General features: G+C 70.2%; 20 protein-coding genes and 1 pseudogene. 12 read left to right on the forward strand and 9 right to left on the reverse strand.

Annotation, left to right across the window (positions count from 1 at the left end; translation table 11 throughout):
* Positions 1-1667, forward strand: a 1667-nt coding sequence (locus AX721_RS24980; RefSeq protein WP_068878674.1) for a GMC oxidoreductase, incomplete at its 5' end; no start/stop codon positions are given.
* A gap of 1 nt (position 1668) precedes the next feature.
* Positions 1669-2199 carry a gluconate 2-dehydrogenase subunit 3 family protein gene (locus AX721_RS24985; protein WP_068878675.1) on the forward strand — a complete coding sequence of 177 codons (531 nt, stop codon included), beginning with the start codon at positions 1669-1671 and terminating at the stop codon, positions 2197-2199.
* Between the two features lie 151 nt (positions 2200-2350).
* Here the strand turns inward: AX721_RS24985 and AX721_RS24990 are convergent, their stop codons facing one another.
* Genes AX721_RS24990 through AX721_RS25000 form a run of 3 tightly spaced genes read right to left on the reverse strand, consistent with a single transcriptional unit; the run spans position 2351 to position 5345 of the window.
* Entirely contained in the window at positions 2351-3028 is a 678-nt protein-coding gene (locus AX721_RS24990; protein ID WP_068878676.1) for a DUF1080 domain-containing protein, read from the reverse strand.
* Positions 3025-3645 carry a gluconate 2-dehydrogenase subunit 3 family protein gene (locus AX721_RS24995; RefSeq protein WP_068878677.1) on the reverse strand — a complete coding sequence of 207 codons (621 nt, stop codon included), beginning with the start codon at positions 3643-3645 and terminating at the stop codon, positions 3025-3027. The genes AX721_RS24990 and AX721_RS24995 overlap by 4 nt, the downstream gene beginning before the upstream one ends.
* Positions 3642-5345, reverse strand: a complete 1704-nt coding sequence (locus AX721_RS25000) for a GMC family oxidoreductase (RefSeq protein ID WP_068878678.1) — start codon at positions 5343-5345, stop codon at positions 3642-3644. Before AX721_RS25000 ends, AX721_RS24995 begins: the two co-directional genes overlap by 4 nt.
* A 245-nt stretch (positions 5346-5590) precedes the next feature.
* Between AX721_RS25000 and AX721_RS25005 the strand changes: the two genes are divergently transcribed.
* Positions 5591-7867 carry a TonB-dependent siderophore receptor gene (locus AX721_RS25005; RefSeq protein WP_068878679.1) on the forward strand — a complete coding sequence of 759 codons (2277 nt, stop codon included), beginning with the start codon at positions 5591-5593 and terminating at the stop codon, positions 7865-7867.
* Position 7868: 1 nt separating this feature from the next.
* Positions 7869-8777 (forward strand): annotated as a pseudogene (locus AX721_RS28500) (S1/P1 nuclease); the annotation flags it as partial.
* Positions 8778-8809: 32 nt separating this feature from the next.
* Here the strand turns inward: AX721_RS28500 and AX721_RS27090 are convergent.
* Together AX721_RS27090 and AX721_RS25020 are read right to left on the reverse strand one after the other, a co-directional pair.
* Entirely contained in the window at positions 8810-9751 is a 942-nt protein-coding gene (locus AX721_RS27090; RefSeq protein WP_082765824.1) for a LysR family transcriptional regulator, read from the reverse strand.
* A 69-nt stretch (positions 9752-9820) separates the two neighbouring features.
* Positions 9821-10603, reverse strand: coding sequence for a cyclase family protein (locus tag AX721_RS25020; RefSeq protein ID WP_068878682.1), 783 nt, complete (start codon positions 10601-10603; stop codon positions 9821-9823).
* Between the two features lie 246 nt (positions 10604-10849).
* Here AX721_RS25020 and AX721_RS25025 point away from each other — a divergent pair, with 246 nt between their 5' ends.
* The gene (locus AX721_RS25025; protein ID WP_068878710.1) at positions 10850-11443 is read left to right on the forward strand and encodes a sugar transferase; all 594 of its coding nucleotides are present in this window, start codon (positions 10850-10852) and stop codon (positions 11441-11443) included.
* Here AX721_RS25025 and AX721_RS25030 read toward each other — a convergent pair.
* Positions 11440-11859, reverse strand: a complete 420-nt coding sequence (locus AX721_RS25030) for an MAPEG family protein (protein ID WP_068878683.1) — start codon at positions 11857-11859, stop codon at positions 11440-11442. The two genes, AX721_RS25025 and AX721_RS25030, sit on opposite strands and share 4 nt — an antisense overlap.
* A gap of 117 nt (positions 11860-11976) precedes the next feature.
* Between AX721_RS25030 and AX721_RS25035 the strand changes: the two genes are divergently transcribed.
* Positions 11977-12873 (forward strand): DMT family transporter, encoded by an 897-nt coding sequence (locus tag AX721_RS25035; protein WP_082765822.1) that lies wholly within the window; start codon positions 11977-11979, stop codon positions 12871-12873.
* On the opposite strand, the gene AX721_RS25040 is transcribed toward AX721_RS25035, so the two are convergent.
* Complete coding sequence (locus tag AX721_RS25040; protein ID WP_197422711.1) at positions 12870-13442, reverse strand: TetR/AcrR family transcriptional regulator; 573 nt, start codon at positions 13440-13442, stop codon at positions 12870-12872. The genes AX721_RS25035 and AX721_RS25040 overlap by 4 nt on opposite strands.
* A 68-nt stretch (positions 13443-13510) precedes the next feature.
* Here AX721_RS25040 and AX721_RS25045 point away from each other — a divergent pair, with 68 nt between their 5' ends.
* From AX721_RS25045 to AX721_RS25060, 4 genes are read left to right on the forward strand one after another with little or no spacing between them, the layout of a single operon-like run.
* The gene (locus tag AX721_RS25045) at positions 13511-13918 is read left to right on the forward strand and encodes a YciI family protein (protein ID WP_068878685.1); all 408 of its coding nucleotides are present in this window, start codon (positions 13511-13513) and stop codon (positions 13916-13918) included.
* A 58-nt stretch (positions 13919-13976) separates the two neighbouring features.
* Positions 13977-14540, forward strand: a complete 564-nt coding sequence (locus AX721_RS25050) for a tetratricopeptide repeat protein (RefSeq protein ID WP_068878686.1) — start codon at positions 13977-13979, stop codon at positions 14538-14540.
* Positions 14541-14573: 33 nt separating this feature from the next.
* Entirely contained in the window at positions 14574-14921 is a 348-nt protein-coding gene (locus AX721_RS25055) for a hypothetical protein (protein WP_068878687.1), read from the forward strand.
* A complete protein-coding gene (locus AX721_RS25060; protein WP_068878688.1) occupies positions 14921-15760 on the forward strand; it encodes a neutral zinc metallopeptidase in 840 nt (279 codons plus the stop codon). Before AX721_RS25055 ends, AX721_RS25060 begins: the two co-directional genes overlap by 1 nt.
* Positions 15761-15864: 104 nt before the next feature.
* On the opposite strand, the gene AX721_RS28645 is transcribed toward AX721_RS25060, so the two are convergent.
* The gene (locus tag AX721_RS28645) at positions 15865-15996 is read right to left on the reverse strand and encodes a hypothetical protein (RefSeq protein WP_255355361.1); all 132 of its coding nucleotides are present in this window, start codon (positions 15994-15996) and stop codon (positions 15865-15867) included.
* 102 nt (positions 15997-16098) lie between these two features.
* Positions 16099-16716 (reverse strand): TetR/AcrR family transcriptional regulator, encoded by a 618-nt coding sequence (locus AX721_RS25065; protein ID WP_068878689.1) that lies wholly within the window; start codon positions 16714-16716, stop codon positions 16099-16101.
* Positions 16717-16877: 161 nt separating this feature from the next.
* On the opposite strand from AX721_RS25065, the gene AX721_RS25070 reads away from it, so the two are divergent.
* Both AX721_RS25070 and AX721_RS25075 read left to right on the forward strand, forming a co-directional pair.
* Entirely contained in the window at positions 16878-18011 is a 1134-nt protein-coding gene (locus AX721_RS25070) for an efflux RND transporter periplasmic adaptor subunit (RefSeq protein WP_068878690.1), read from the forward strand.
* A gap of 9 nt (positions 18012-18020) precedes the next feature.
* Complete coding sequence (locus tag AX721_RS25075) at positions 18021-21161, forward strand: efflux RND transporter permease subunit (protein ID WP_068878691.1); 3141 nt, start codon at positions 18021-18023, stop codon at positions 21159-21161.

The following is a 21161-nucleotide window of genomic DNA, read 5'->3' on the forward strand; positions in this document are numbered from 1 at the left end:
GCAGCGGCATCTCCGGCGGTTGGGCCGCCAAGGAGCTTACCGAGAAGGGCCTGAAGACCCTGGTTCTCGAGCGGGGCCCGATGGTCCGCCACATCGAGGACTACCCGACCGCCCAGACCAATCCGTGGGAGACGACGTATCCGAAGGGTAAGCTGCCCCAGGCGGAGCTGGACGCGCACTACAAGGTGCAGCAGCGCACCGGGTACGCGGTCACCGAATATTCCAAGCATTTCTTCGTCCGCGACGACGAGAACCCGTACACCGAGGACAAGCGGTTCGACTGGATCCGCGGCCATCACCTGGGCGGCCGCTCGCTGACCTGGGGCCGGCAGAGCTATCGCCATGCGCCCATCGATTTCGAGGCCAACGCCCGGGAAGGCGTCGGCGTGGACTGGCCGATCCGGTACGCCGACCTCGCCCCCTGGTACGATCATGTGGAGCGGTTCATCGGCGTCAGCGGCCAGGCGGAGGGCCTGGCGCAGCTTCCCGACGGCCAGTTCCAGCCGCCGATGGAGATGAACTGCGTCGAGAAGGCCTTCAAGGCCAGCGTCGAGGAGCGGCTGGGCCGCCGCATCACCATCGGCCGCGCCGCGCACCTGACCGCGCCCACCGAGGAGCAGATCGCCCTGGGCCGCGGCAAGTGCCAGCACCGGAACCTGTGCGTCCGCGGGTGCCCGTTCGGCGCCTACTTCAGCTCGAACTCCGCGACCCTGGTGGCCGCCGAGCGCACGGGCAACCTGAAGATCCGGACGGGCTCGATCGTTACCTCGCTGATCCTGGACCCCAAGACCAGCAAGGCGACGGGCGTCCGCGTTCTGGACGAGGCCAGCGGCCAGGAGATCGAGTTCTACGCCGGCGTCGTCTTCCTCTGCGCCTCGGCGCTGAGCACGGCCTGGATCATGCTGAACTCCACCAGTTCGCGTTTCCCCAACGGCTTCGGCAACGACAGCGACCAAGTCGGCCGCAACATCATGGACCACCACCTGGGCGTCGGCGCGGTGGCGGAAGTCCCAGGCTATCTGGACAGCTATTATTCCGGTCGCCGGCCGAATGGAATCTACATCCCGCGCTTCCGAAACCTGGGCGACAAGGCCTCGGCCCGGTCCGACTTCCTGCGTGGGTATGGCTACCAGGGCGGCGCGGGCCGCCAGGGTTGGGACCGCCCGGTTTCGGGCGTGGGCGCCGAGCGCAAGGCGGCGCTCAGCCAGCCGGGCCCCTGGATGTTCCGCCTGGGCGGCTTCGGCGAGATCCTCCCGTATGCCGACAACCGGGTGACCCTCAACAAGGCCAAGACGGACAAGCACGGTCTGCCCACCCTGACCTTCGATGTCTCCATCCGCGAGAACGAGAAGGCGATGCGCAAGGACATGGCGACGGCGGCCGCCGAGATGCTCGAGGCCGCGGGCTTCAAGAAGATCCTGGCCGGCGACCAGGGCTATGCGCCGGGGCTCGGCATCCACGAGATGGGCACGGCGCGTATGGGCCGCGATCCCAAGACTTCGGTGCTGAACGCCCACAACCAGGTCCACGCCTGCAAGAACGTCTACGTCACGGACGGAGCGGCCATGGCGTCCGCCTCCTGCGTGAACCCGTCCCTGACCTACATGGCGCTGACCGCCCGGGCCTGCGCGCACGCGGTCGAGGCGAAGAAGCGGGGGGAGATCTAGGATGCTGAACCGACGCGAAGCGGCGCTTTCCTTCGGCGCCCTCTGGACTGCCCTGGTCCTGCCCGCCGCGGCCTTTGCGCAGGCGACGCCGACCCTCGCCTGGACGCCCAAGGCGGTGTCGCCGGCCCAGGCCGTCGTCTTGGACGCCGTGGCCGAGGCGATCATCCCGGCGACGGACACCCCCGGCGCCCGGGCGGCCGGCGTGCCCCAGTTCGTGGATCGCGCGCTGGCGACCTATTCGGCGCCCGACGACGCGGCGGCGATCAAGGCTGGCCTGGATCAGATCGACCGCGACGCTCACGCTGCCCACAGGGCGCCGTTCGCCCGGTTGAGCGGACCCCAGCAGCAGGAGCTGCTCAACGGCTACGACCGCTCGGGCAAGGCCTTCTTCCGGGGCCTGAAGGAGCTCGTGACCGTCGGCTATTTCACCTCCGAGCCGGGCGCCACCATCGCGCTGCGCTACGACCCGGTCCCCGGCGACTACCGCGGCTGCGTGCCCCTTTCCGAGATCGGCCGCGGCTGGGCGACCTGAACGGCGCGTAGCGCGAGCGTGCTGCGCCAGAGGCGCGAGGAGACACAAAGCGCACGAAGGTCACAAAGATCACGAAGGGGGAGCGGGCCTCTTCGTGGTCTTCGTGCGCGCTTGGAGGTCTTGGTGTCTGAACGCGCCTGCGGCGCGAAGCTCACGGCAGCGGCCGGATCTTCAGGTTGCGGAAGGCTACGGGGTCGCCGTGGTTCTGCAGGGCGATGTGCCCGGACGGCGCGGCCGCGAAGGTGGGCCATCGGGTGAACTTGCTCGCCGCCACCCGCGCCTTGAAGTCGGCGGAGTTCATGTCGTAGGCCGCCACCTTCACCCCATTCAGCCAGTGCTCGACCTTGCCGTGGTCCACCAGGATGCGGCCGGTGTTGTACTCGCCGACGGGCTTCGTCACGGCGCCTTCGGGAGCGTAGAGGGCGAAGAGGCCGCCGGCCTGCTCCAGCGGCGGCTCGCCGCGGCTGTTGTCCAGCACCTGGTATTCGGGCCCGCTCTCATAGGTCTGGCCGCCCGCCTCGGTGACGTGGAACATCACCCCGGAGTTGCCCTTCGGCCCGATCTTCCACTCGAACGTCAGGTCGAAGTTCTCGAAGGTGTCCCGGGTCATCAGGTCCTTGGAGGTCTTCGGGTCAGGGCTGAGCTCGCCCTTGGCGGTCCAGCCCGGATCGGGCTCGGGGGTCTTGAAGCCGCGCCAGCCCTCGGTGCTGGTCCCGTCGAACAGCAGCCTCCAACCCGCCGCGCGCTCGGCGGCGGTGAGGGCGTTCTCGGCCGCCTGCACGCCGCCCGCGAGCAACGCCAGGGTTATTCCGAGCGCGATCGTCTTCATGCCGAAACTCCCTTGAGGCCCAGCTTGGCCAGCTGCAGGTTCAGCGCCGCCTTCACCTCGGCGGAGGGTCCCTCATCGGCCTCGCGGGCGATGTTGCCGATGTAGCCGATGTCCTTGAAGCCTGCCTCGGTCGTGTAGTAGGCGCCGATCGTCAGGGCTCGGAACCGCTTGAAGAAGGCCCCACCCTCAGCCTGCAGCGCGGCCATGGCCGCCGGGCGCTCGGCGGCCCCCGCCTTCGCCAGCGCCTTCAGCCCGTCGCGGATCACCGGCCGGTCCTTGAGCTGGTCGGGGTAGGGCGCGCTGACCCACTCGTCGATGAAGTCCGGAACCCCCAGGGCGCTCGCCGCCGGCGCCGTCCCACTGGCAGGCAGGACGAAGTCGGCGAGGATGGCCGCCGCTTGCAGCTCCGCATCGCTCAGAAGGCGCGGCCACGGCGCCTTCTCCGGAGTGACCAGCTTGGGGTCGGTGCCATAGCCCTTGGCCTCGGCCTGGCCGCCGATCGTTGGGCCATAGACCACGACGCCGGCGCCGACCGCCGTGGCCGCCCCGACCGCCCCGATCCAGGCCAGGGCCGTGCGCCGGTCGATCTTGCGGACGTAGGGTGTGGGCTCGCTCATAGAGCCCCCTGTTTGGCGAGGGTCGCCAGGTGGTCGCTGGACCGCCAGGCCAGGGCCAGGATCGACAGCGTCGGGTTCTTGTCGGGGCTGGAGACCAGCACCGCGCCGTCGGTGACGAACAGGTTGGGCACGGCCCAGGCCTGGCCGTACTGGTTCACCACCGAGTCCGCGTCCGAGGCGCCCATGCGCACCGTGCCCACCTCGTGGATCATTTCACCGCCCTTGGAGATCGCCTTGCGGCCGTCGCGCTCGATCGGGCCGATGGGCTTGCCCCCCAGGCGGTCGATCACTTCCAGGAAGGTGGTCACCATGTGGGCCGCCTGCCGCGTCTCGTGCTCGCCCCACTTCCAGTGGAAGCGCAGGACCGGGATGCCCCACTTGTCCTTCACCTTGGGATCCAGCTCGCAGTAGCAGTCGTCGTTGGGGATCATCTCGCCCCGGCCGTCGAAGCCGATGACGCTGCCGAAACGCTGGCGCAGCCGGGCGCGCAGGTCGTCGCCGACGCTGGTCTCGTCGTCGGGCAACAGGCCGGCCAGGCCCATGGACGGCATCCGGCGGCCGCCATTGATCTCGATGTGGTAGCCGCGCGGGAACCCCAGCTCTTTGTGCCGGTCGTAGCCCCACCAGGGGACATAGGTGTGCTGGGTGCCCTGGCCGTCGTCGTTGGTGGGCGGCAGGCCCTCCAGCGCCGGGAACTGGCCGGCGACGCCCAGCCCCACGCTGTCCATCAGGTAGCGGCCGACCATGCCCTGGGTGTTACACAGCCCGTCCGGAAACTTCGAACTCTTCGAGTTCAGCAGGATCCGCGCCGTCTCGCCCGACCCGGCCGACAGCACGACCGCCTTGCCCCTCACCGAGTGGTGCTCGCCGGTGACCCGGTCGACATAGGTCACGCCCTTCGCCTTGCCCGCCTTGTCCAGGTCGACCTGATAGACGAGGGCGTTGGTGGTGATGGTCAGGTTCCTGGTCGCCAGGGCCGGCGGGATCAGCACCGTCGTCGACTGGAAGTTCGCGCCGATCGAGCAGCCGCGGCCGCAGGGGGTGGCGAAGACGCAGGTGTTCCGCCCCTCCATCTTCTGGGTGACCACCGCCCCGTGCATCGGCACGACCGGGATGCCCATGGCTTCGAAGGCGCTGGCGTAGAACAGCTCGAACGCCCGCGGCGGCGCCGACTCCATCAGGCAGCCGGGCGGCGAATCCGGGGTGTTGGTCAGGCCCCGGGGCGGCGCGGCGCCGCTGACCCCGATCAGCTTCTCGGTCCGGTCGTACCAGGGCGCCAGGTCGTCGTAGGTGATCGGCCAGTCGTAACCCAGGCCGTCGCGGCTGCGCGGCTTGAAGTCCAGCGGCCCGAAGCGCAGGGAGATCCGACCCCAGTGGTTGGTCCGTCCGCCCAGCATCCGCGGCCGCCACCAGGTGAACGGCTCGGACCCTTCGGCCACGGTGTAGGGCTCGTTCGGCACTTCCCAGCCGCCGTCGACGGTGGCGTCGTAGAAGCCGAACGGCTTGTCCGGCGTGCCCACCCCGCGCAGGGGCGCCTCGGCCGGGATGTTGAACATCGGGGTCTCGGTGACGGGGTCGTAGTTGCGGCCCGCCTCCAGCATCAGCACCTTCAGGCCTGAGCGGGTCAGGTGATAGGCGCTCATCCCGCCGCCGGCGCCCGAGCCGACGACGATCACGTCATAGGGTTCAGCTCCGGCCATGGCGGCCTCGCGACATGGGCGCGTCCATGCGTCCCGCCTCCCCGATGTAATCGTTTACGCGCGGCAAACTGGCGCCGACTCGGCCCCACGCCAAGGGGCCTTGAGCGTCGACCGCCGCGATCACGCCCTGGCCGGGGGCCCGGCGAGGGAGCGTTGCGTCGCGCGCAATCGCCCTTGCGATCATTGCGTTCGACCGGCCGCCCTGCCGGGCCGATAAGCCGGCCGCAACACGGTGGGGGATCGGGATGCGCAAGGGCTTGATGACGGCCGCGGGGTTGGCGGCGCTGGGCCAGCCGGCGTGGGCGGAGACCGGGGCCGAAGCCGGCGTGGCCGAGCTTGTGGTGGTGGGCAGCCGCGGGGCGCCGCGCCTGGCCACGGAGACCGCTGCGCCGGTCGACGTGCTCCCGGGCGCTGAGGTCGCAGCGCGCGGCCACAACGACCTCACCAAGGTGCTGGAATTCCTGTCCCCGTCGTTCAACTACCCGCGCAGTTCCTCGGGGCCGTCCGTGGCCGGGGCGCGACCGGCGACCCTGCGAGGACTGAGCCCCGACCAAGTGCTGGTCCTGGTCAACGGCAAGCGCCGCCACGCCTCTTCCGTCATCACGTTCAACAACGGCGCCTACCGAGGCTCCGTGCCGGTCGACTACAACACGATCCCGGTGACGGCGATCGGCCAGGTCGAGATCCTGCGCGACGGCGCCGCGGCCCAGTATGGCTCGGACGCCATCGCCGGGGTGGTGAACATCGTGCTCCGCGACGACGCCGAGGGCGGTCAGGCGTCGGTCCAGTACGGCGAGACCGAGCGCGGTGACGGCAGGACGACCATCGTCACGGCCCGCCAGGGCTTCCGGTTGGGCGCCGAGGGCTTCCTGACCTTGACCGGCGAGGTGCGCGACCGCGGCGACACCAACGCCGCCGAGGTCGATCCGCGGTTCGGCCGCGTCACCTCCACCTTCGGCGATCCCCAGAGCACCGACATCGATGTCACCGCCAACGCCGAACTGCCGCTGGCCGCCGGCGTCAGGCTCTACGGCTTCGCCACCCACGCCCGCCGGGACTCCGAGATGAGCCCGCTGTTCCGCGCGCCGACCGTGGCGCCGGCGTTCTATCCGAACGGCTTCCTGCCCCGGGTGAACCTCGACCTGCGGGATGTGGGGGCCAGTGTCGGGGCCACGGGCGAGATCGGCGGCTGGACCTGGGATCTCTCCGACACCTACGGCCGCTCCAAAGGCGACTATCGCGTTGGAACGAGCGTCAACACCTCGCTCGGCGCCGCCAGCCCGACCCGGTTCTACGGCGGCGGGGCGCGGTATTCGCAGAACCTCGTCAACCTGACGGTGGATCGCGCCTTCGACCTGGCCGCGGGCGCGCACCTGGCGGGGGGCCTCGAGCACCGTCGCGAGACCTATCGGCTCGTGCGCGGCGACCAGGACTCCTACACCCTGGCCGGCGCCCAGGGCTTCCCGGGGTTCAATCCGCCCGCGCCGGTGGACGTCAGCCGCCACGCGGTCAGCGCATTCGTGGACGGTGAGCTGAGCCTGGCCGAAGGCCTCGATCTGGGCCTGGCCGGCCGCTACGAGGACTATTCCGACTTCGGCGAGGAGGCGACCGGGAAGGCATCGGTGTTCTGGCGGCCCCGCGACGTCGTGGCCCTGCGCGGCACGGCCAGCACCGGCATCCGCGCGCCGTCGCTCCAGCAGCAGTTCTTCTCCACCGTGACCAGCCAGAACAACGCCGGCGTGCTGCAGAACGTGGGCACCTTCGCGGTGAACGATCCGATCTCGGTGGCCCTGGGGTCGAGCCCGCTGAAGGCCGAGACCTCGGTCAGCTACGCGGCGGGCGTCGTTCTCACCCCGGCGCCCGGCCTCTCGCTCAGCCTCGATCTCTTCCGCATCGACATCGACGACCGCATCGCCCTGTCGGAGAACCTGCAAGGCCCGGCCGTGGCCGCGATCCTGCGCGCCAACGGGGTGACCAACGCGGCGGTGGCCCGGTTCTTCACCAACGCCGCCGACACCCGCACCAAGGGCTGGGAAGCCACCTTGCGCTGGGATCGCCGGCTCGCCCCCGACGCACGCCTGGCGGTGACGCTGGGCTACGGCGCCTTCGACACCGACGTGCGCCGCCTGGCGACCAATCCCGTCCTGCCGGCCAGCCCGCTGCTCGGGGCCGGCTCCATCGATCTCACCGCCGACGGCCAGCCGCGCAACAAGCTGGTGTTCAACAGCGAGCTGGCCTGGCGCGACGTGCGCTTCATCGCCGACGTGACCCGCTTCGGCGCTCACCGGATCACCTCGCCGCTGGGCGGGGCGAACCAGGTGATGGAAGGGCGCACGTCCATCGACGTCTCCGCCGCCTACCGCTTCCGCGATCGCTACACCGCGACGGTCGGCGTCCTGAACGCGGCCGATGAATATCCGGACCGGCTGGTGGGCGAGGGGACGGGGCGGCCCTACAGCGAGTTCGACCCGCTGGGCGTCAACGGGCGCGAGTACTACCTGCGGCTCACGGCGGAGTTCTGAGATGCGCGCCATCGTCCTCGCCGCGGCGCTCGTCTTGGTCGCGGTCCAGCCGGCGGCGGCCTGGACCCGGCCCGGCCACATGGTCACGGCCGCCATCGCCTACGACGAGATCTCGCGCGTGCGCCCCGATCTGCTGGCGCCGCTGGAGGCCATGCTGGACGCGCACCCCGACCGCGGGCCGTTCCAGGTGGCGGTGGACCGCACCGTGGGCGCCGAGCGGGCCCGGCGCATGTTCCTGCAGTGCGCCCGCTGGCCAGACGACGTCCGTCTGACGGGCCATGACCACCCCACCTGGCATGCGGTGCTGTGGCCGGTGCTCGCCGCCGATGTGCCTGAGGAGACCCGCGCGCGCCTGGCGGGCCGCGGCGGGGCGCCCTCCGGCCAGGCGCTAGAGGCGCTCTCGCTGAACTACCGCGTCCTGGCCGACGCCCGGGCCGAACCCGGCGCGCGGGCGCAGGCCCTCTGCTGGGTGCTGCACGTGGCGGGCGACATCCACCAGCCGCTGCACACGGCCGAGCTGTTCTCGGCGGCCTATCCGGCCGGCGACCTGGGCGGCGGCCGGCAGTTCGTGCGCGATCCCCTGTCGGGAGAGGCGATCTCGCTGCACTGGCTGTGGGACGACAGCGTGAGCCGCTCGGGCCTGGCGGCCGACGCCGATCGCAAGGCGCGGGAGGTCCAGGCGGCGCATCCGCGCGCATCGCTGGCAGCCCTGGGGCCGTTCAGCCCCGACCGCTTCGCCGCCTGGGCGCGCGAGGAGAGCCATCCGCTCGCGGTCGCCACCGCCTATGGAGCTGGCGTGCCCACGTCGCCGGCCGCGGCGACGGCGCCAGCCCTGACCGAGGCGCAGTGGCGACAGGTGCGGGGCGATGCGGAGATCCGCGTCGCCCTGGCGGGCTACCGCATGGCCGACGCGGTGATCGCGGCCCTGGACAGCGCGTCGCGTCAGGCGAACGCCGCGCCGCCGGCGGCTGCGTCGGCGGGGGCTGCGTGGGCCGTCCGGCGTCCCGCCTTCGCCTCCTCGGCCAACCAGGTCCACATCGCCGCCACGGCCGGCGCGCGCATGCGGCTGGCGCGGCCCACGAGCCGATAGCCGCCGGGATAGCGCGCCGACGGCAGGCCAAGGCTGACCAGGCGGCCGGTCTTCAGGTGCGTCGCCACGGTGACGCCCATCCCCGCCGCGACGCCCCAGCCCGCGGCGGCGGCCTCGTACAGCGCATAGGCCATGTCGAAGGTGTCGCTGGCCGCGAACGGGCCGCCATTCGCGGCGGTGGCCTCGCCCCACCACGACCACATGCCCGGCGCCTGCGCCGGAGCAAGGAGGCGCTGGCCGGCCAGGGCGATCCGCCCCTCGTGGAACGCCGCCACGAGCTCCGGCGCCGCGACCGGGGCCACGTGCACGTCCAGCAAGTGCTCGGTATGCAGGCCGACGGCGTCCACGTCGGAGGCGCAGACTCCCAGGTCGGCGTCGCCGGCCCGGATGGCCTCAGCCGTGCGCGTGGTCTGGATCGCCACCTCGATGTCGGGGCAGCGCTGCCGGAACCGGTCCAGCCGCGGAAACAGCCACGCCACCGCCAGCGAATGCGACAGCGACAGGGTGACCTTGCCGCCGCCGCGCGGCCCGCCGAGCTCCAGCGCCGCCTGGGTCATGGTGCGGTAGATGGGCTCCAGGGTGTCGAGACACTCCTGGCCCGCGGCGGTCAGGCGCATGCCGGCGGGCGTGCGGTCGAACACCTCGCGTCCGACGAACAACCGAAAGGCCTGGATGCGCCGCGAGAACGCGGCGGGCGAGAGGGCGCAACGCTCGGCGGCGATCCGGAAGCTGGGCGCGCGCGCGGCCTCGATGAAGGCCTCGATCACTTCCAGCCGGGGGATACGTCGGGTCATGGCGCGCCGTCGCGGTGGGTCGGGCGGAACCTTACACGAGAAGCCCGGCGCGTTTTGTGACGGTGGCGCTCACTCGAGGATCGCAACCGCCCGGATCCAGCCGGCCGAAGCGCCCGCGATCTTCACCGGGAAGCACGACAGGGTGAAGCCGCTAGGGGGCAGGCTTTCCAGGTTGGTGAGCTTCTCGATCTGGTAGTACTCGCGCAGGCGGCCCGCCTTGTGCCCCTCCCAGATGATTTTCGGATCGTGGCTCTCCGCCCATTTGCGGGCGGTGTGCGAGAACGGCGCGTCCCACGACCAGGCGTCGGTGCCCACCACCTTCACGCCCCGTTCGGTGAGGTAGAGCGTGGCCTCCTCGCCCATGCCGCAGCCCTTGTGGATGTAGTCGGGGCCGCCATAGGCCGCGCCGGCGGCGGTGTTCACCAGCACGATGTCCAGCGGCTGCAACTCGTGGCCGATGCGGCCCAACTCAGCCTCCACGTCGGCGGCGGTGGCGACGTAACCATCCTCGAAATGACGGAAGTCCAGCTTCACCCCGGGCTGCAGGAAGTAGTCCAGCGGCCCCTCGTCGATCGTCGGCGCGGGCCGCACCTGCTCGGCCGCGTCGGTGGTGGAATGGAAGTGCCAGGGCGCGTCCATGTGGGTGCCGTTGTGAGTCGACAGCCGGACCTGCTCCACCGCCCAGCCTTCGCCGTCGGGCAGGTCCTCCGCCTTCAGCCCCGGGAAGAACGAGGCGATCTGGCCCACGGTCTCCTTGTGCTTCGAATAGGTCACCTGCGGCCGCATCACGTCGGGGTCCGAGACGATGTCGTTGGTGATGGGGATCGACAGGTCGACGAGCCTACGCGCCATGGGCTTCCTCCGGGCCTCTTCTGGAGCGCGAGCTTAGGCCGTGCGGGGCCCAGGGGAAGTCCTGCCCGTCATTGTGCACTGCAGCACTTTTTCGTTAATGTGGGCGCGCAAACCGGAACCTGCGGCCCGTGTCGGCGGTTTAGCGCAATGTTCGGGGGGTGCACGGAGCTGGGCTGGCAAATGACCGTCATCGCGCCGCGCGCGCAAGCGCCGCTCCGTGTTGTCTCGGCCGACGAGCCTGCAAGGGTGGCGTCCAGCCGTCGCAAGCGCGCCTTCGACATCTTGGCGGCCAGTCTGGCCCTGCTGGCCTTCCTGCCGCTGTTGCTAGTGATCGGCGTGGCGATCTGGATGGAAAGCGAGGGGCCGATCCTCTTCCGCCAGCAGCGCACCGGCCTGCACGGCCGCCCCTTCCGCATCTACAAGTTCCGGACCATGCGGGTGACCGAGGACGGCGCCGAGATCCGCCAGGCCACCCGCGGCGACTCCCGGGTCACGCCCCTCGGGGCCCTGTTGCGCAAGCTCAGCCTGGATGAACTGCCCCAGCTCCTGAACGTGCTGAAGGGCGAGATGTCCATCGTCGGCCCGCGGCCCCACGCCATCGCCCACGACCTCGTCTGGAGCCGCCGGGTGCCCAACTACGCCGGCCGGTTCCGCACCCGCCCGGGTCTCACCGGCGCGGCCCAGGTGAACGGCTATCGCGGGGAGGTCGCCAACGATGAGGGCCTGTTCGCCCGCATCGACGCCGACAACGCCTATGTGGACGGCTGGCGCTTCCGCGACGACCTGCGCCTGATCGCCCGGACCGTCCCGCTGCTCTTCGGGGACGCCCGGGCGTTCTAGAAGACGACCGCCGCCGCCTGGGCCGCGAGGCCCAGCAGCACCAGCGAGGCCAGCATGAACAGGGCCCAGCGCAGCATGATCACGTTCACCGTGGCCTGGACCAGGCTGTGGACCACCCGCAGGCCGACGTAGCCCCAGGCGAGGGCGGCGTTCAGTCCCTCGCCGTGTCCCGCGACCGCTAGGGTCAGGGCGATGGCGTAAAACAGGGTCGGCTGCTCCATCAGGTGGTTATAGTTGTCGGCCTTCCAACGGACCTGCGGCGGCAGGCGTGCGGCCAGGTCCGCCGACGTCAGGGCGGGGTCCAGCGCGACCTTGGCCTTCTGCATCGCCGGAATGCGGGTGGCGTAGAGCCAGGCCCACATCACCATGGACCACAGGACCAAGGCGACGACGGGCTGAAGGATTGGGCTGGGCATGCTGGAATCTCCCCCGAGTTGTTGTGCGGCCATGGAGACCCGCGTCAGGGTCGCCGTAAAGGCTTGATCCCACCGGCGGCCATTGACGAACCCGGTCCGCGTCCCGCTTAAGGGCCCGTGTCCCCGCCGCCCGCGCACCCCCCGGCCCAGAACGTCGCCTTCGGCATCGCCTTCCGCGTGGCGGCCATGGCCTGCATGGCGTGCCTGTCGGCGATCGTGAAGTGGACCGGCTCCCGCGGGATCCCGGTCTTCGAGATCATCCTGTTCCGCAACCTGTTCGCCTTCGTGCCGCTCGGGCTCTATATCGCCCGCACCACCGGCTGGGAGGTGCTGAAGACGCAGCGCCCCTTCGGCCACCTGGCGCGGGCCACGGTGGGGCTGACGGGCATGGTTTGCGGCTTCTCGGCCGTGCAGTACCTGCCGCTGACGGAGGCCACCGCGCTGCAGTTCACCTCGCCGCTGTTCATGACGGCGCTGTCCGCCCTGCTGCTGTCGGAAAAGGTCGGGCGTCACCGCTGGGGGGCGGTGGTGGTGGGCTTCCTGGGCGTCCTGATCATGGCCCGACCCCTGCCGGGACAGCTGAACGTGCCCGGCGTGACCCTCGGCATTCTCAGCGCGCTGGGCGCGGCCGGCGCTATGGTGGCGATCCGCCAGATCGCCGACACCGAGCGCGGGCCCACCATCGTCTTCTACTTCACCCTGGGCGGCGTGGTGCTGGGCGCCATCGGCTCGGCTTTTCACTGGGTGACGCCCGATCCCGCGACCCTGGGCATGCTGGTCGTGGCCGGCCTGATCGGCGGGGTGGGCCAGCTCTTCCTCACCGAGGCGCTGCGTCAGGCGCCCATCGGGGTGATCGCGCCGTTCGACTACACCCAGCTGGTCTGGGCCGCCCTCTTGGGCTTGGTGATCTGGGGCGAGCTGCCGCATCCCCTGACCCTGGTGGGCGCGGTCATCGTCGCGGCCAGCGGCGTCTACATCCTGCACCGCGAGATGCGCCGGTTCCGGCAGGGTTAGCGGCCGGCCTTCGCCTCCAGCCACGCCGTCAGCCGCCGCGCCGGACCCGCCGAGAAACCCGCAACGTCGCCGGGCGTCCTGAGCTGGGCGGCCAACTGCAGCGAGTGGAAAACCCGCGCCACGTCCGCCGCTTCGGAAGCGCCAAGGTTGTAGGCGCGGGCCAGCAGGCCGGCGATGATGCCCTCGCGCGCCGTGTCGGCGTCGCGCACCAGCGCCGCGACACCGGGCCGTCGGGCCGCAAGTTCCCGCACGCCGATCTCGAGACTGTGATCCATGCGCTCGGACCGCCTGGCCAGGGCGCGCAGACCCCTGCGCGGATCGGCCTGGGCGGTGGCCAGGGCGCCGATCTCGTAGGTCTCGGTTCGCCGCCACCGCCGCGCCAGTTCCACCAGCAGCGCGTCCATGGTCTCGAAATGGTGATAGAACGATCCCTTGGTGCGGCCCGCCGCCACGCAAAGGCCGTCGACCGTAAGGGCCGGCGCGCCATCGGCTTTCAACCGGGTCACCGCCAGCTCCACCCAGTCCTGCCGCGACCAGCGCGCTCCGGCCGCAACGCTTGCCTCGCTCATCAGCAACACCTCAAGACTTGCGACGAACATACCAAACCGTATGGTATGTTGGAAACAGGAGACTTCCGATGGTTCTGAAGCTCGCCGTGCTGGCCGTCGCGCTGGGCGCGTTGATGACACCCGCCGCCCACGCGGGACCCGATCAGCCCTTGTTCGCAGTCATCTATCGGCCCGGTCCCGCCTGGAAAGCCGGGCTGCCCATGGCGCAGCAGGACCTGCGCGCGCACGGCGGATACATCGCGCGGCTCGCAGCCGAGGGCCGCGTGGTGGCCGGAGGCGGCTGGGTGGGGCTGGATGGCGGCATGGCTCTCCTGCGGTGCGCCGACGCCGAAGAGGCCGCACGACTGCTGGCTGCGGATCCCGCGATCACGACCGGCGTCTTCGAGGCCGACGTGCGGCGCTGGTCGCCGCGTTTCGGCGTCGACGCCGACCTCGTCCCGAAGCCAGCAACGCCATCGCTCAGACCCCAACCGTGAATTGACACAACAGCGTTACAGGCGGACGCTCCCGGGGTTCAGGTTGCGGAGCGACCCCATGCTGAAGACCCCTCCTATCCTCGGGCTGGCCGCGGGCCTGTCCCTGTTGGCCTTTGCGGGCGCCGCGCAGGCGGCGGTCACCGTGCTGGGCGGCGGCATGGCGCGCAGCTGTTCCGAGGCGGCGCTCTCGGGCGAATCCGACGTGAGGTTCGAGAACCTTTGCACCATGGCGCTCGAGAGCGAGGTTCTCGACCTCCGCGACCGCGCCGGCACCTATGTGAACCGCGGCGTGCTGAAGCTGCGGCGCAAGGAGTTCGGCCAGGCGCTGTTCGACTTCAACCGCGCCATCGAGACCAAGCCGGACCTGGGCGAGGCCTACGTGAACCGCGGCGCGGCCGCGGTCGGCGCCCGCCGTTTCGCCGACGGCCTGGCCGACATCAACAAGGCGCTGGAGCTCGGCGTGGAGGAGCCGGAAAAGGCCTACTACAACCGCGCCCTGGCCTATGAGGGCCTCGACAACCTCAAGGCCGCCTATTTCGACTACCAGAAGGCGGTCGAGCTGAAGCCGGAATGGGACGCGCCCAAGAACGAGCTGGCCCGCTTCACGGTGGAACGCCGCTAGGACCTGGGCCGTTGGACGCGCATATGGTGTCCCATGCGCGCGCTCCTCGTCCTTATCGTCCTCGCCGTCGCCACGCCGGCTGCGGCCCAGCCGATCCAGCTCCAGCTGGACGATCTGCGCGCCCAGCAGCAGGCCGCCGAGCGCCGCGCCATCGACCAGGCCAACCAGATGCAGGCGCTTGAGGCCCGGCTGCGCGCCGACCAAGCCAGCGCCGACTTGGCCGCCCAGCGCGCGGGCGCGCGACTGCCGCAGCTGCCCTACGGAGAACCCTCGATGACTAACCGACCGGCGGCTGCGGCGGCCATCTACCCGTCCGTGCCGGACGCGGTGCTGGCCGACTCTAACCGGCGCGTCCAGGACGCCGCCCGGAACCGCCGCTGATGCGCTGGCAGGGCGGGGAGGGCGGCGGTAACGTCGAGGATCGGCGGGGCATGGGCGCGGTCGGCGTCGGCGGCATGGGCGTGGGCGGCGTGGTCCTGGCCCTGGTGGGCTATTTCTTCTTCGGCATCGACCCATCCACGACCATGGGCGTCGTCAATGGCGTCGGCCCCCAGGCCCAGCAGCAGGAAGGCGTGCGCGGCACGCCCGCCGACGAGGCGGGGCGCTTCGTCGACGTCGTCGGCCACAACGTCGACCAGGTCTGGCAGGCCCAGATGCGCGGCTATCGTCCCCCGGACGCCATCGTGATCTACGACCAGGCCACCGGCACCGGCTGCGGGATGGGCCAGTCGGCGATGGGGCCCTTCTATTGCCCAGCCGACCGCAAGATCTATCTGGACCTGTCGTTCTGGCAGGAGTTGGATACCAAGTTCGGCGCCGGCGGCGAGGCCGCCCGCGCCTACGTCATCGCCCACGAGATCGGCCACCACGTCCAGAACCTGACCGGCGCCTCCGACGAGGCGCGGCGGATGGGGGCGAAGGGAGCGGAAAGCGGCTCGGTGCGGCTGGAACTCCAGGCCGACTGCTACGCCGGCGTCTGGGCGGCCCACGCGTCGGCGGTTTCCAAGGGCCAGGTCTCGCTGGATCCGCGCGACATCGAGGACGGCCTGCGCGCCGCCGCGGCGGTGGGCGACGACACGCTGCAGCGGAAGTCCCAGGGCCGGGTCATGCCCGACGCCTTCACCCACGGCAGCTCCGAGCAGCGGATGCGCTGGTTCCGCAAGGGCGCGGAGACCGGCGACCCGGACGCCTGCGACACCTTCGGCGCGTCGCGGCTCTAGGGGTTCAGTCCCAAGGTCAGTTGATGGGGTCGAGCTTCACCCGGCCGGCGCAGCGCCGCGACAGCGTCATCGGCGTCGAAACGGCCCTGGGGCGAGGCGCAGGCCTAGAACAGCAGCCCCATCGCCCACTGCAGCATGAACGCGGCGCCGGCTAGGGCGGCGAGCGTGCAGCCGAAACAGACCGCGCTCTCGGCGAGCGTCTTGGGCGCATGGTGGACGTTGTCGCGAAAAGCCATCTGCCGCTTCCTCCTCTGCGTCGGTCCGCTCTCGAGGGCAGGCCGTCCGCAGGGCAGAGCATGCGCCAGGCCCGGAGCCTTGGCCAGAGGTCTTGATCGGGATCAGGTCTTCGGATCGTCCAGCGGCGCCGTGAGCACGCACCGTATGGCCGTGCGGAGCACCCGGGCGATCGCCTGGCGATCAGCGCCTGGGTTGTTCACGCCGCGCACGGTCATGCCGTCGAACAGCATGCTGGTCACCTCGCTGCGCGCCAGGCCCTCGGCCGGATCGCACCCCGGCGGAAGGACGCGCTCGATGAGCGCGAGTTTCATCCGGCGTTCCTCGGCGTCGGCGGACTCCACGATGGCTGCGACCGCGGGATTGCGCGCGGCCTCCGCCGCGACTTCCAGCATCAGGGCGGCCCGATCACGGTCGTAGGCGTCGTCCACCGCGGACACGCACTTTGCGAGGATCTTGTCCAACAACGGCTCGCCCGCGTCCTGCATCTCCGTGAAGATGTCGCGCATCTCCGCGGTGTTGCGCGCGACGATGGCGGCGATGATCGCCTCCTTGTTCTCGAAGTAGCGATAGATCTGCCCCACGCTCAGGCCGGCGGTCTGGGCGATTTCGGCCATGCTGGCGCCATGGAACCCGGAGCGCCGGGCGCACGCCGAGGCGGCGTCGACGATCTGTTGCCGCCGCGCGTCCGCATCGGTCCGCTTTGTCACGGGCTCGCTCATGTGACTCCTCTTTGCACCGCAACAAAATCAAGCGCCACCGGTTGACTTAGCGGAAACCTGCGTCTAGTGACCAAACTGAGAATGAACGTTCATTCTCATGGTTTCTCCTCAGTGAATTGTCAAGGCCGCGGCCTCGAAATTCCCGTCCGCCAGGTGCTCGAATGCCCAGATCGTTTTACTCCGGCGCGGCGGTTGCGCTGGCTCTCGTCCTGTCGGGATGCGGCGCGAAGGCGCCCCCTGGGCCGGACCCGAACGCCCCCGCGCCGGTGGGCGTGGTGGTCATCCGCACCGAGCCCGTGAACCTGACGATGGAGCTGAGCGGACGGACGTCGGCTTCCCTGGTGTCCGAAGTGCGCCCGCAGGTGAACGGCGTGATCAAGGCCCGGCTGTTCCAGGAGGGCTCCACCGTCCGTGCGGGCCAGCCGCTGTACCAGATCGACCCGGCGATCTATCGCGCCAGCCTCGACAGCGCGAACGCCGCGCTGGCCCAGGCCCAGGCGACCGCCAGCTCGGCGAAGCTCAAGGCTGACCGCTACCGGGAACTGGTCGCCATCAACGCGGTGAGCAAGCAGGACAACGACGACGCCCAGGCCGCGGCCCAATCGGCCGCCGCGAATGTTCAGGCCCAGCGCGCCGCCGTGCAGCAGGCGCGCATCAATCTCGACTACACCCAGGTCCGGGCGCCGATCTCCGGCCGGATCGGCAAGTCTTCGGTGACGCCGGGCGCCCTGGTCACCGCCAACCAGGCCGCCGCGCTGGCGACGGTCCAGGACTTCGGCAAGATCTATGTGGACGTCACCCAGTCGGCGGCGGAGCTGCTGAAGCTGCGCCACGCCATGGCGGCTGGCGCGGTGGAGGCGCCGACGTCGGCCAAGGTTCGGCTGATCCTGGAAGACGGGTCGACCTATCCCATCCCCGGCACGCTGGCGTTCTCGGACATCACGGTGGACGAGGGCACCGGCTCGGTCGGCCTGCGGGCGGTCTTCCCCAACCCCGACGGCGCCCTGCTGCCCGGTCTCTACGTACGTGCGCAACTCGAACAGGGCGTCGCAACCTCGGCCATCCTGGTTCCCCTGGCCGCGGTGAGCCGCGATCCGAAGGGCTCGGCCACGGTCTATGTGGTGGATGCCGCCGGCAAGGCGCAGCTGCGCCCGATCGCCGTCTCCCGCATGGTCGGCGACAAATGGCTGGTGACCAGCGGCCTCAAGGCCGGCGAACGGGTCATCGTCGAAGGGCTGCAGAAGGTGCGGCCGGGCGCTGCCGTGAAGCCCGCCGTCATCGGCGCGGCGCGCTAGGGACCCGTCATGCTGTCACGCTTTTTCATCGACCGGCCGATCTTCGCCTGGGTCGTCGCCATCGTGATCATGATGGCCGGCGCGCTCGCCATCCGCACGCTGCCGATCGCCCAGTACCCCGACATCGCGCTGCCCCAGGTGGCTATCCAGGCCGTCTACCCCGGCGCCTCGGCCAAGACGGTCGAGGACAGCGTCACCCAGGTCATCGAGCAGAAGATGAAGGGGCTGGACGGGCTCGAGTATATCAACTCGGCCAGCGACGGGACCGGGTCGGCCACCATCACCCTGACCTTCAAGGCCGGCACGGACATCGACATCGCCCAGGTGCAGGTCCAGAACAAGCTGCAGACCGCCACCGCGCTGCTGCCGCAGGAGGTCCAGCAGCAGGGCCTCAGCGTTGTCAAGTCGACGCGCAACTTCCTCATGGTCGTGGCCCTCTACGCCACCGACGGCAAGGCTTCGAACGCCGACTTGGCCGACTACCTGGCCGCCAAGCTGCAGGACCCGATCAGCCGGGTGGACGGCGTGGGCGACGTGCAGCTGTTCGGCGCCCAGTACGCCATGCGCATCTGGCTGGATCCTGACAAGCTCGCGTCCCGCAGCCTGACCCCGGCGGACGTGATCGCGGCCATCCGCGCCCAGAACGCCCAGGTCTCGGCCGGCCAGTTGGGCGGCACGCCCGCGCTGCCGGGCACCACCCTGAACGCCACCATCAGCGCCCAGTCGCGCCTGCAGACCCCCGCCCAATTCGAACAGATCATCCTGAAGGACACTGGCGGCGGCACGCACGTCTACCTGCGCGACGTGGCCCGCGTGGAGCTGGGCGCGGAGAACTACAACTCCCTGTCCAAGTACAACGGCAAGTCGGCCGCGGGCCTCGCCATCAAGCTGGCGCCCGGCGGCAACGCGCTCGACACCGCCGAGGCGGTGAAGGCGCAGCTCGCGGAGCTGTCGAAGGATTTTCCCCCGGGCATCGGCTACGAGGTACCGGTCGATTCCACCCCGTTCGTGAAACAGTCGATCGAAGAGGTGGTGAAGACCCTGGTCGAGGCGGTGATCCTCGTCTTCGTGGTGATGTTCCTGTTCCTGCAGAACTGGCGCGCCACGCTGATCCCGACCATCGCCGTGCCGGTGGTGCTGCTAGGCACCTTCGGCGTGCTGGCGGTGTTCGGCTACTCCATCAACACCCTCACGATGTTCGGCCTGGTGCTGGCCATCGGCCTCTTGGTCGACGACGCTATCGTGGTCGTGGAGAACGTCGAGCGCGTGATGAGCGAGGAGGGCCTCTCCCCCAAGGAGGCCACTCGCAAGTCCATGGACGAGATCACGGGCGCCCTGATCGGCGTGGCGCTGGTGCTGGCCGCCGTGTTCGTGCCCATGGCCTTCTTCGGCGGGTCACAGGGCGTGATCTATCGCCAGTTCTCCATCACCCTCGTCTCGGCCATGGTGCTGTCGGTCCTGGTGGCCCTGGTGCTGACGCCCGCGCTCTGCGCCACCCTGCTCAAGCCCGTCGACAAGGGGCACGAGATCTCGAAGCGGGGCTTCTTCGGCTGGTTCAACCGCAACTTCGACCACGCCAGCCATCGTTATCAGGGTCAGGTGCGCGCGATCCTGGGCAGGGGTGGCCGCTGGATGGCCGTCTACGGGGCGATCCTCCTGGTCATGGCGCTGCTCTTCCTGCGCCTGCCCAGCGCCTTCCTGCCGGAAGAGGACCAGGGCACGATCTACACCCTCGTCCAGCTCCCGCCCGGCGCCACCGAGGAACGCACCCAGGCCGTCCTCAAGCAGGTGGCCGACCACTATCTGAAGGACGAGGCCGAATCGGTGAAGGCGGTGTTCACCGTCTCGGGCTTCAGCTTCGCCGGCGCCGGCCAGAACGCCGGCATCGCCTTCGTCCGCATGAAGGACTTCGAAGAGCGCAAGTCGGCCGATCGCAAGGTCGCCGCCGTCGCCCAGCGGGCCATGGGCAAGTTCTCGCAGATCCGCGACGCCATGGTGTTTGCGGTGGTTCCGCCGGCGGTGCCGGAGCTCGGCAACGCCTCAGGCTTCGACTTCCAGCTGCAGGACACCGGCGGTGTCGGCCACGAGGCGCTGATGGCGGCCCGCAACCAGCTCCTCGGCATGGCCGGCCAGGATCCGAAACTGGCCGGCGTCCGCCCGAACGGCCAGGACGACACGCCGGAGTTCGCCATCGACGTCGACCACGCCAAGGCCGGGGCCATGGGCCTGACCACGGCCGACATCAACGCCACCCTCTCGACGGCCCTCGGCGGCAGCTACGTGAACGACTTTATGGACCGCGGCCGGGTGAAGAAGGTCTTCGTCCAGGCGGACGCCCCCTTCCGGATGAAGCCCGAGGATCTGGAGCGCTGGTACGTCCGCAACGCGGCTGGCCAGATGGCGCCGTTCTCCGCCTTCGCCTCCAGCCACTGGACGGTCGGCTCGCCCCGGCTGGAGCGCTACAACGGCCTGCCGGCGGTGAACATCCAGGGCGCGCCCGCGCCCGGACAGAGCTCGGGCCAGGCCATGCAGGCCATGGAGGCGATCGCCGCCAAACTGCCTGCCGGCATCGGCTACGAATGGACGGGCCTGTCGCTGCAGGAGCGGGAGGCGGGCGCCCAGGCGCCGGCGCTGTACGCGCTGTCGATCCTGGTGGTCTTCCTTCTGCTGGCAGCGCTCTACGAGAGCTGGACCATCCCGCTGTCGGTGATCCTGGTGATCCCCCTGGGCATCGTCGGCGCGTTGCTGGCGACCGCGGCGCGCGGCCTGTCCAACGACATCTACTTCCAGGTGGGCCTGCTCACGACCATGGGCCTGGCGGCCAAGAACGCCATCCTGATCGTCGAGTTCGCCAAGGACCGCTTCGAGGCGGGCGCCCCGCTGGTCGACGCGACCCTGGAGGCGGTCCGCATCCGCTTGCGGCCGATCATCATGACGTCGCTGGCGTTCATGTTCGGGGTGCTGCCGCTGGCGATCTCCAACGGCCCGGGCTCGGGCAGCCAGCACGCCATCGGCACCGGCGTGATCGGCGGCATGCTGTCGGCGGTGATCCTGGGGATCTTCTTCGTCCCGCTCTTCTTCGTGCTGGTGCAGCGCTACCTCGGCCGTAAGGCCACGACGCCTGCCGCCGTCCCCCATGAGGCCGCCTGA

It is taken from the genome of Phenylobacterium sp. CCH9-H3 (assembly GCF_001557235.1).
GTDB lineage: Bacteria > Pseudomonadota > Alphaproteobacteria > Caulobacterales > Caulobacteraceae > Phenylobacterium.

What these genes read in the sequence shown, in the direction of transcription:
- AX721_RS27090 (WP_082765824.1), bottom strand. Translation starts at nt 9,751, where the DNA reads ATGACCCGACGTATCCCCCGGCTGGAAGTGATCGAGGCCTTCATCGAG.
- AX721_RS28645 (WP_255355361.1), bottom strand. Translation starts at nt 15,996, where the DNA reads ATGGCTTTTCGCGACAACGTCCACCATGCGCCCAAGACGCTCGCCGAG.
- AX721_RS25060 (WP_068878688.1), top strand. Translation starts at nt 14,921, where the DNA reads ATGCGCTGGCAGGGCGGGGAGGGCGGCGGTAACGTCGAGGATCGGCGG.
- AX721_RS24995 (WP_068878677.1), bottom strand. Translation starts at nt 3,645, where the DNA reads ATGAGCGAGCCCACACCCTACGTCCGCAAGATCGACCGGCGCACGGCC.
- AX721_RS24985 (WP_068878675.1), top strand. Translation starts at nt 1,669, where the DNA reads ATGCTGAACCGACGCGAAGCGGCGCTTTCCTTCGGCGCCCTCTGGACT.
- AX721_RS25045 (WP_068878685.1), top strand. Translation starts at nt 13,511, where the DNA reads ATGGTTCTGAAGCTCGCCGTGCTGGCCGTCGCGCTGGGCGCGTTGATG.
- AX721_RS25005 (WP_068878679.1), top strand. Translation starts at nt 5,591, where the DNA reads ATGCGCAAGGGCTTGATGACGGCCGCGGGGTTGGCGGCGCTGGGCCAG.
- AX721_RS25000 (WP_068878678.1), bottom strand. Translation starts at nt 5,345, where the DNA reads ATGGCCGGAGCTGAACCCTATGACGTGATCGTCGTCGGCTCGGGCGCC.
- AX721_RS24990 (WP_068878676.1), bottom strand. Translation starts at nt 3,028, where the DNA reads ATGAAGACGATCGCGCTCGGAATAACCCTGGCGTTGCTCGCGGGCGGC.
- AX721_RS25030 (WP_068878683.1), bottom strand. Translation starts at nt 11,859, where the DNA reads ATGCCCAGCCCAATCCTTCAGCCCGTCGTCGCCTTGGTCCTGTGGTCC.
- AX721_RS25055 (WP_068878687.1), top strand. Translation starts at nt 14,574, where the DNA reads ATGCGCGCGCTCCTCGTCCTTATCGTCCTCGCCGTCGCCACGCCGGCT.
- AX721_RS25070 (WP_068878690.1), top strand. Translation starts at nt 16,878, where the DNA reads ATGCCCAGATCGTTTTACTCCGGCGCGGCGGTTGCGCTGGCTCTCGTC.
- AX721_RS25065 (WP_068878689.1), bottom strand. Translation starts at nt 16,716, where the DNA reads ATGAGCGAGCCCGTGACAAAGCGGACCGATGCGGACGCGCGGCGGCAA.
- AX721_RS25020 (WP_068878682.1), bottom strand. Translation starts at nt 10,603, where the DNA reads ATGGCGCGTAGGCTCGTCGACCTGTCGATCCCCATCACCAACGACATC.
- AX721_RS25040 (WP_197422711.1), bottom strand. Translation starts at nt 13,442, where the DNA reads ATGAGCGAGGCAAGCGTTGCGGCCGGAGCGCGCTGGTCGCGGCAGGAC.
- AX721_RS25050 (WP_068878686.1), top strand. Translation starts at nt 13,977, where the DNA reads ATGCTGAAGACCCCTCCTATCCTCGGGCTGGCCGCGGGCCTGTCCCTG.
- AX721_RS25075 (WP_068878691.1), top strand. Translation starts at nt 18,021, where the DNA reads ATGCTGTCACGCTTTTTCATCGACCGGCCGATCTTCGCCTGGGTCGTC.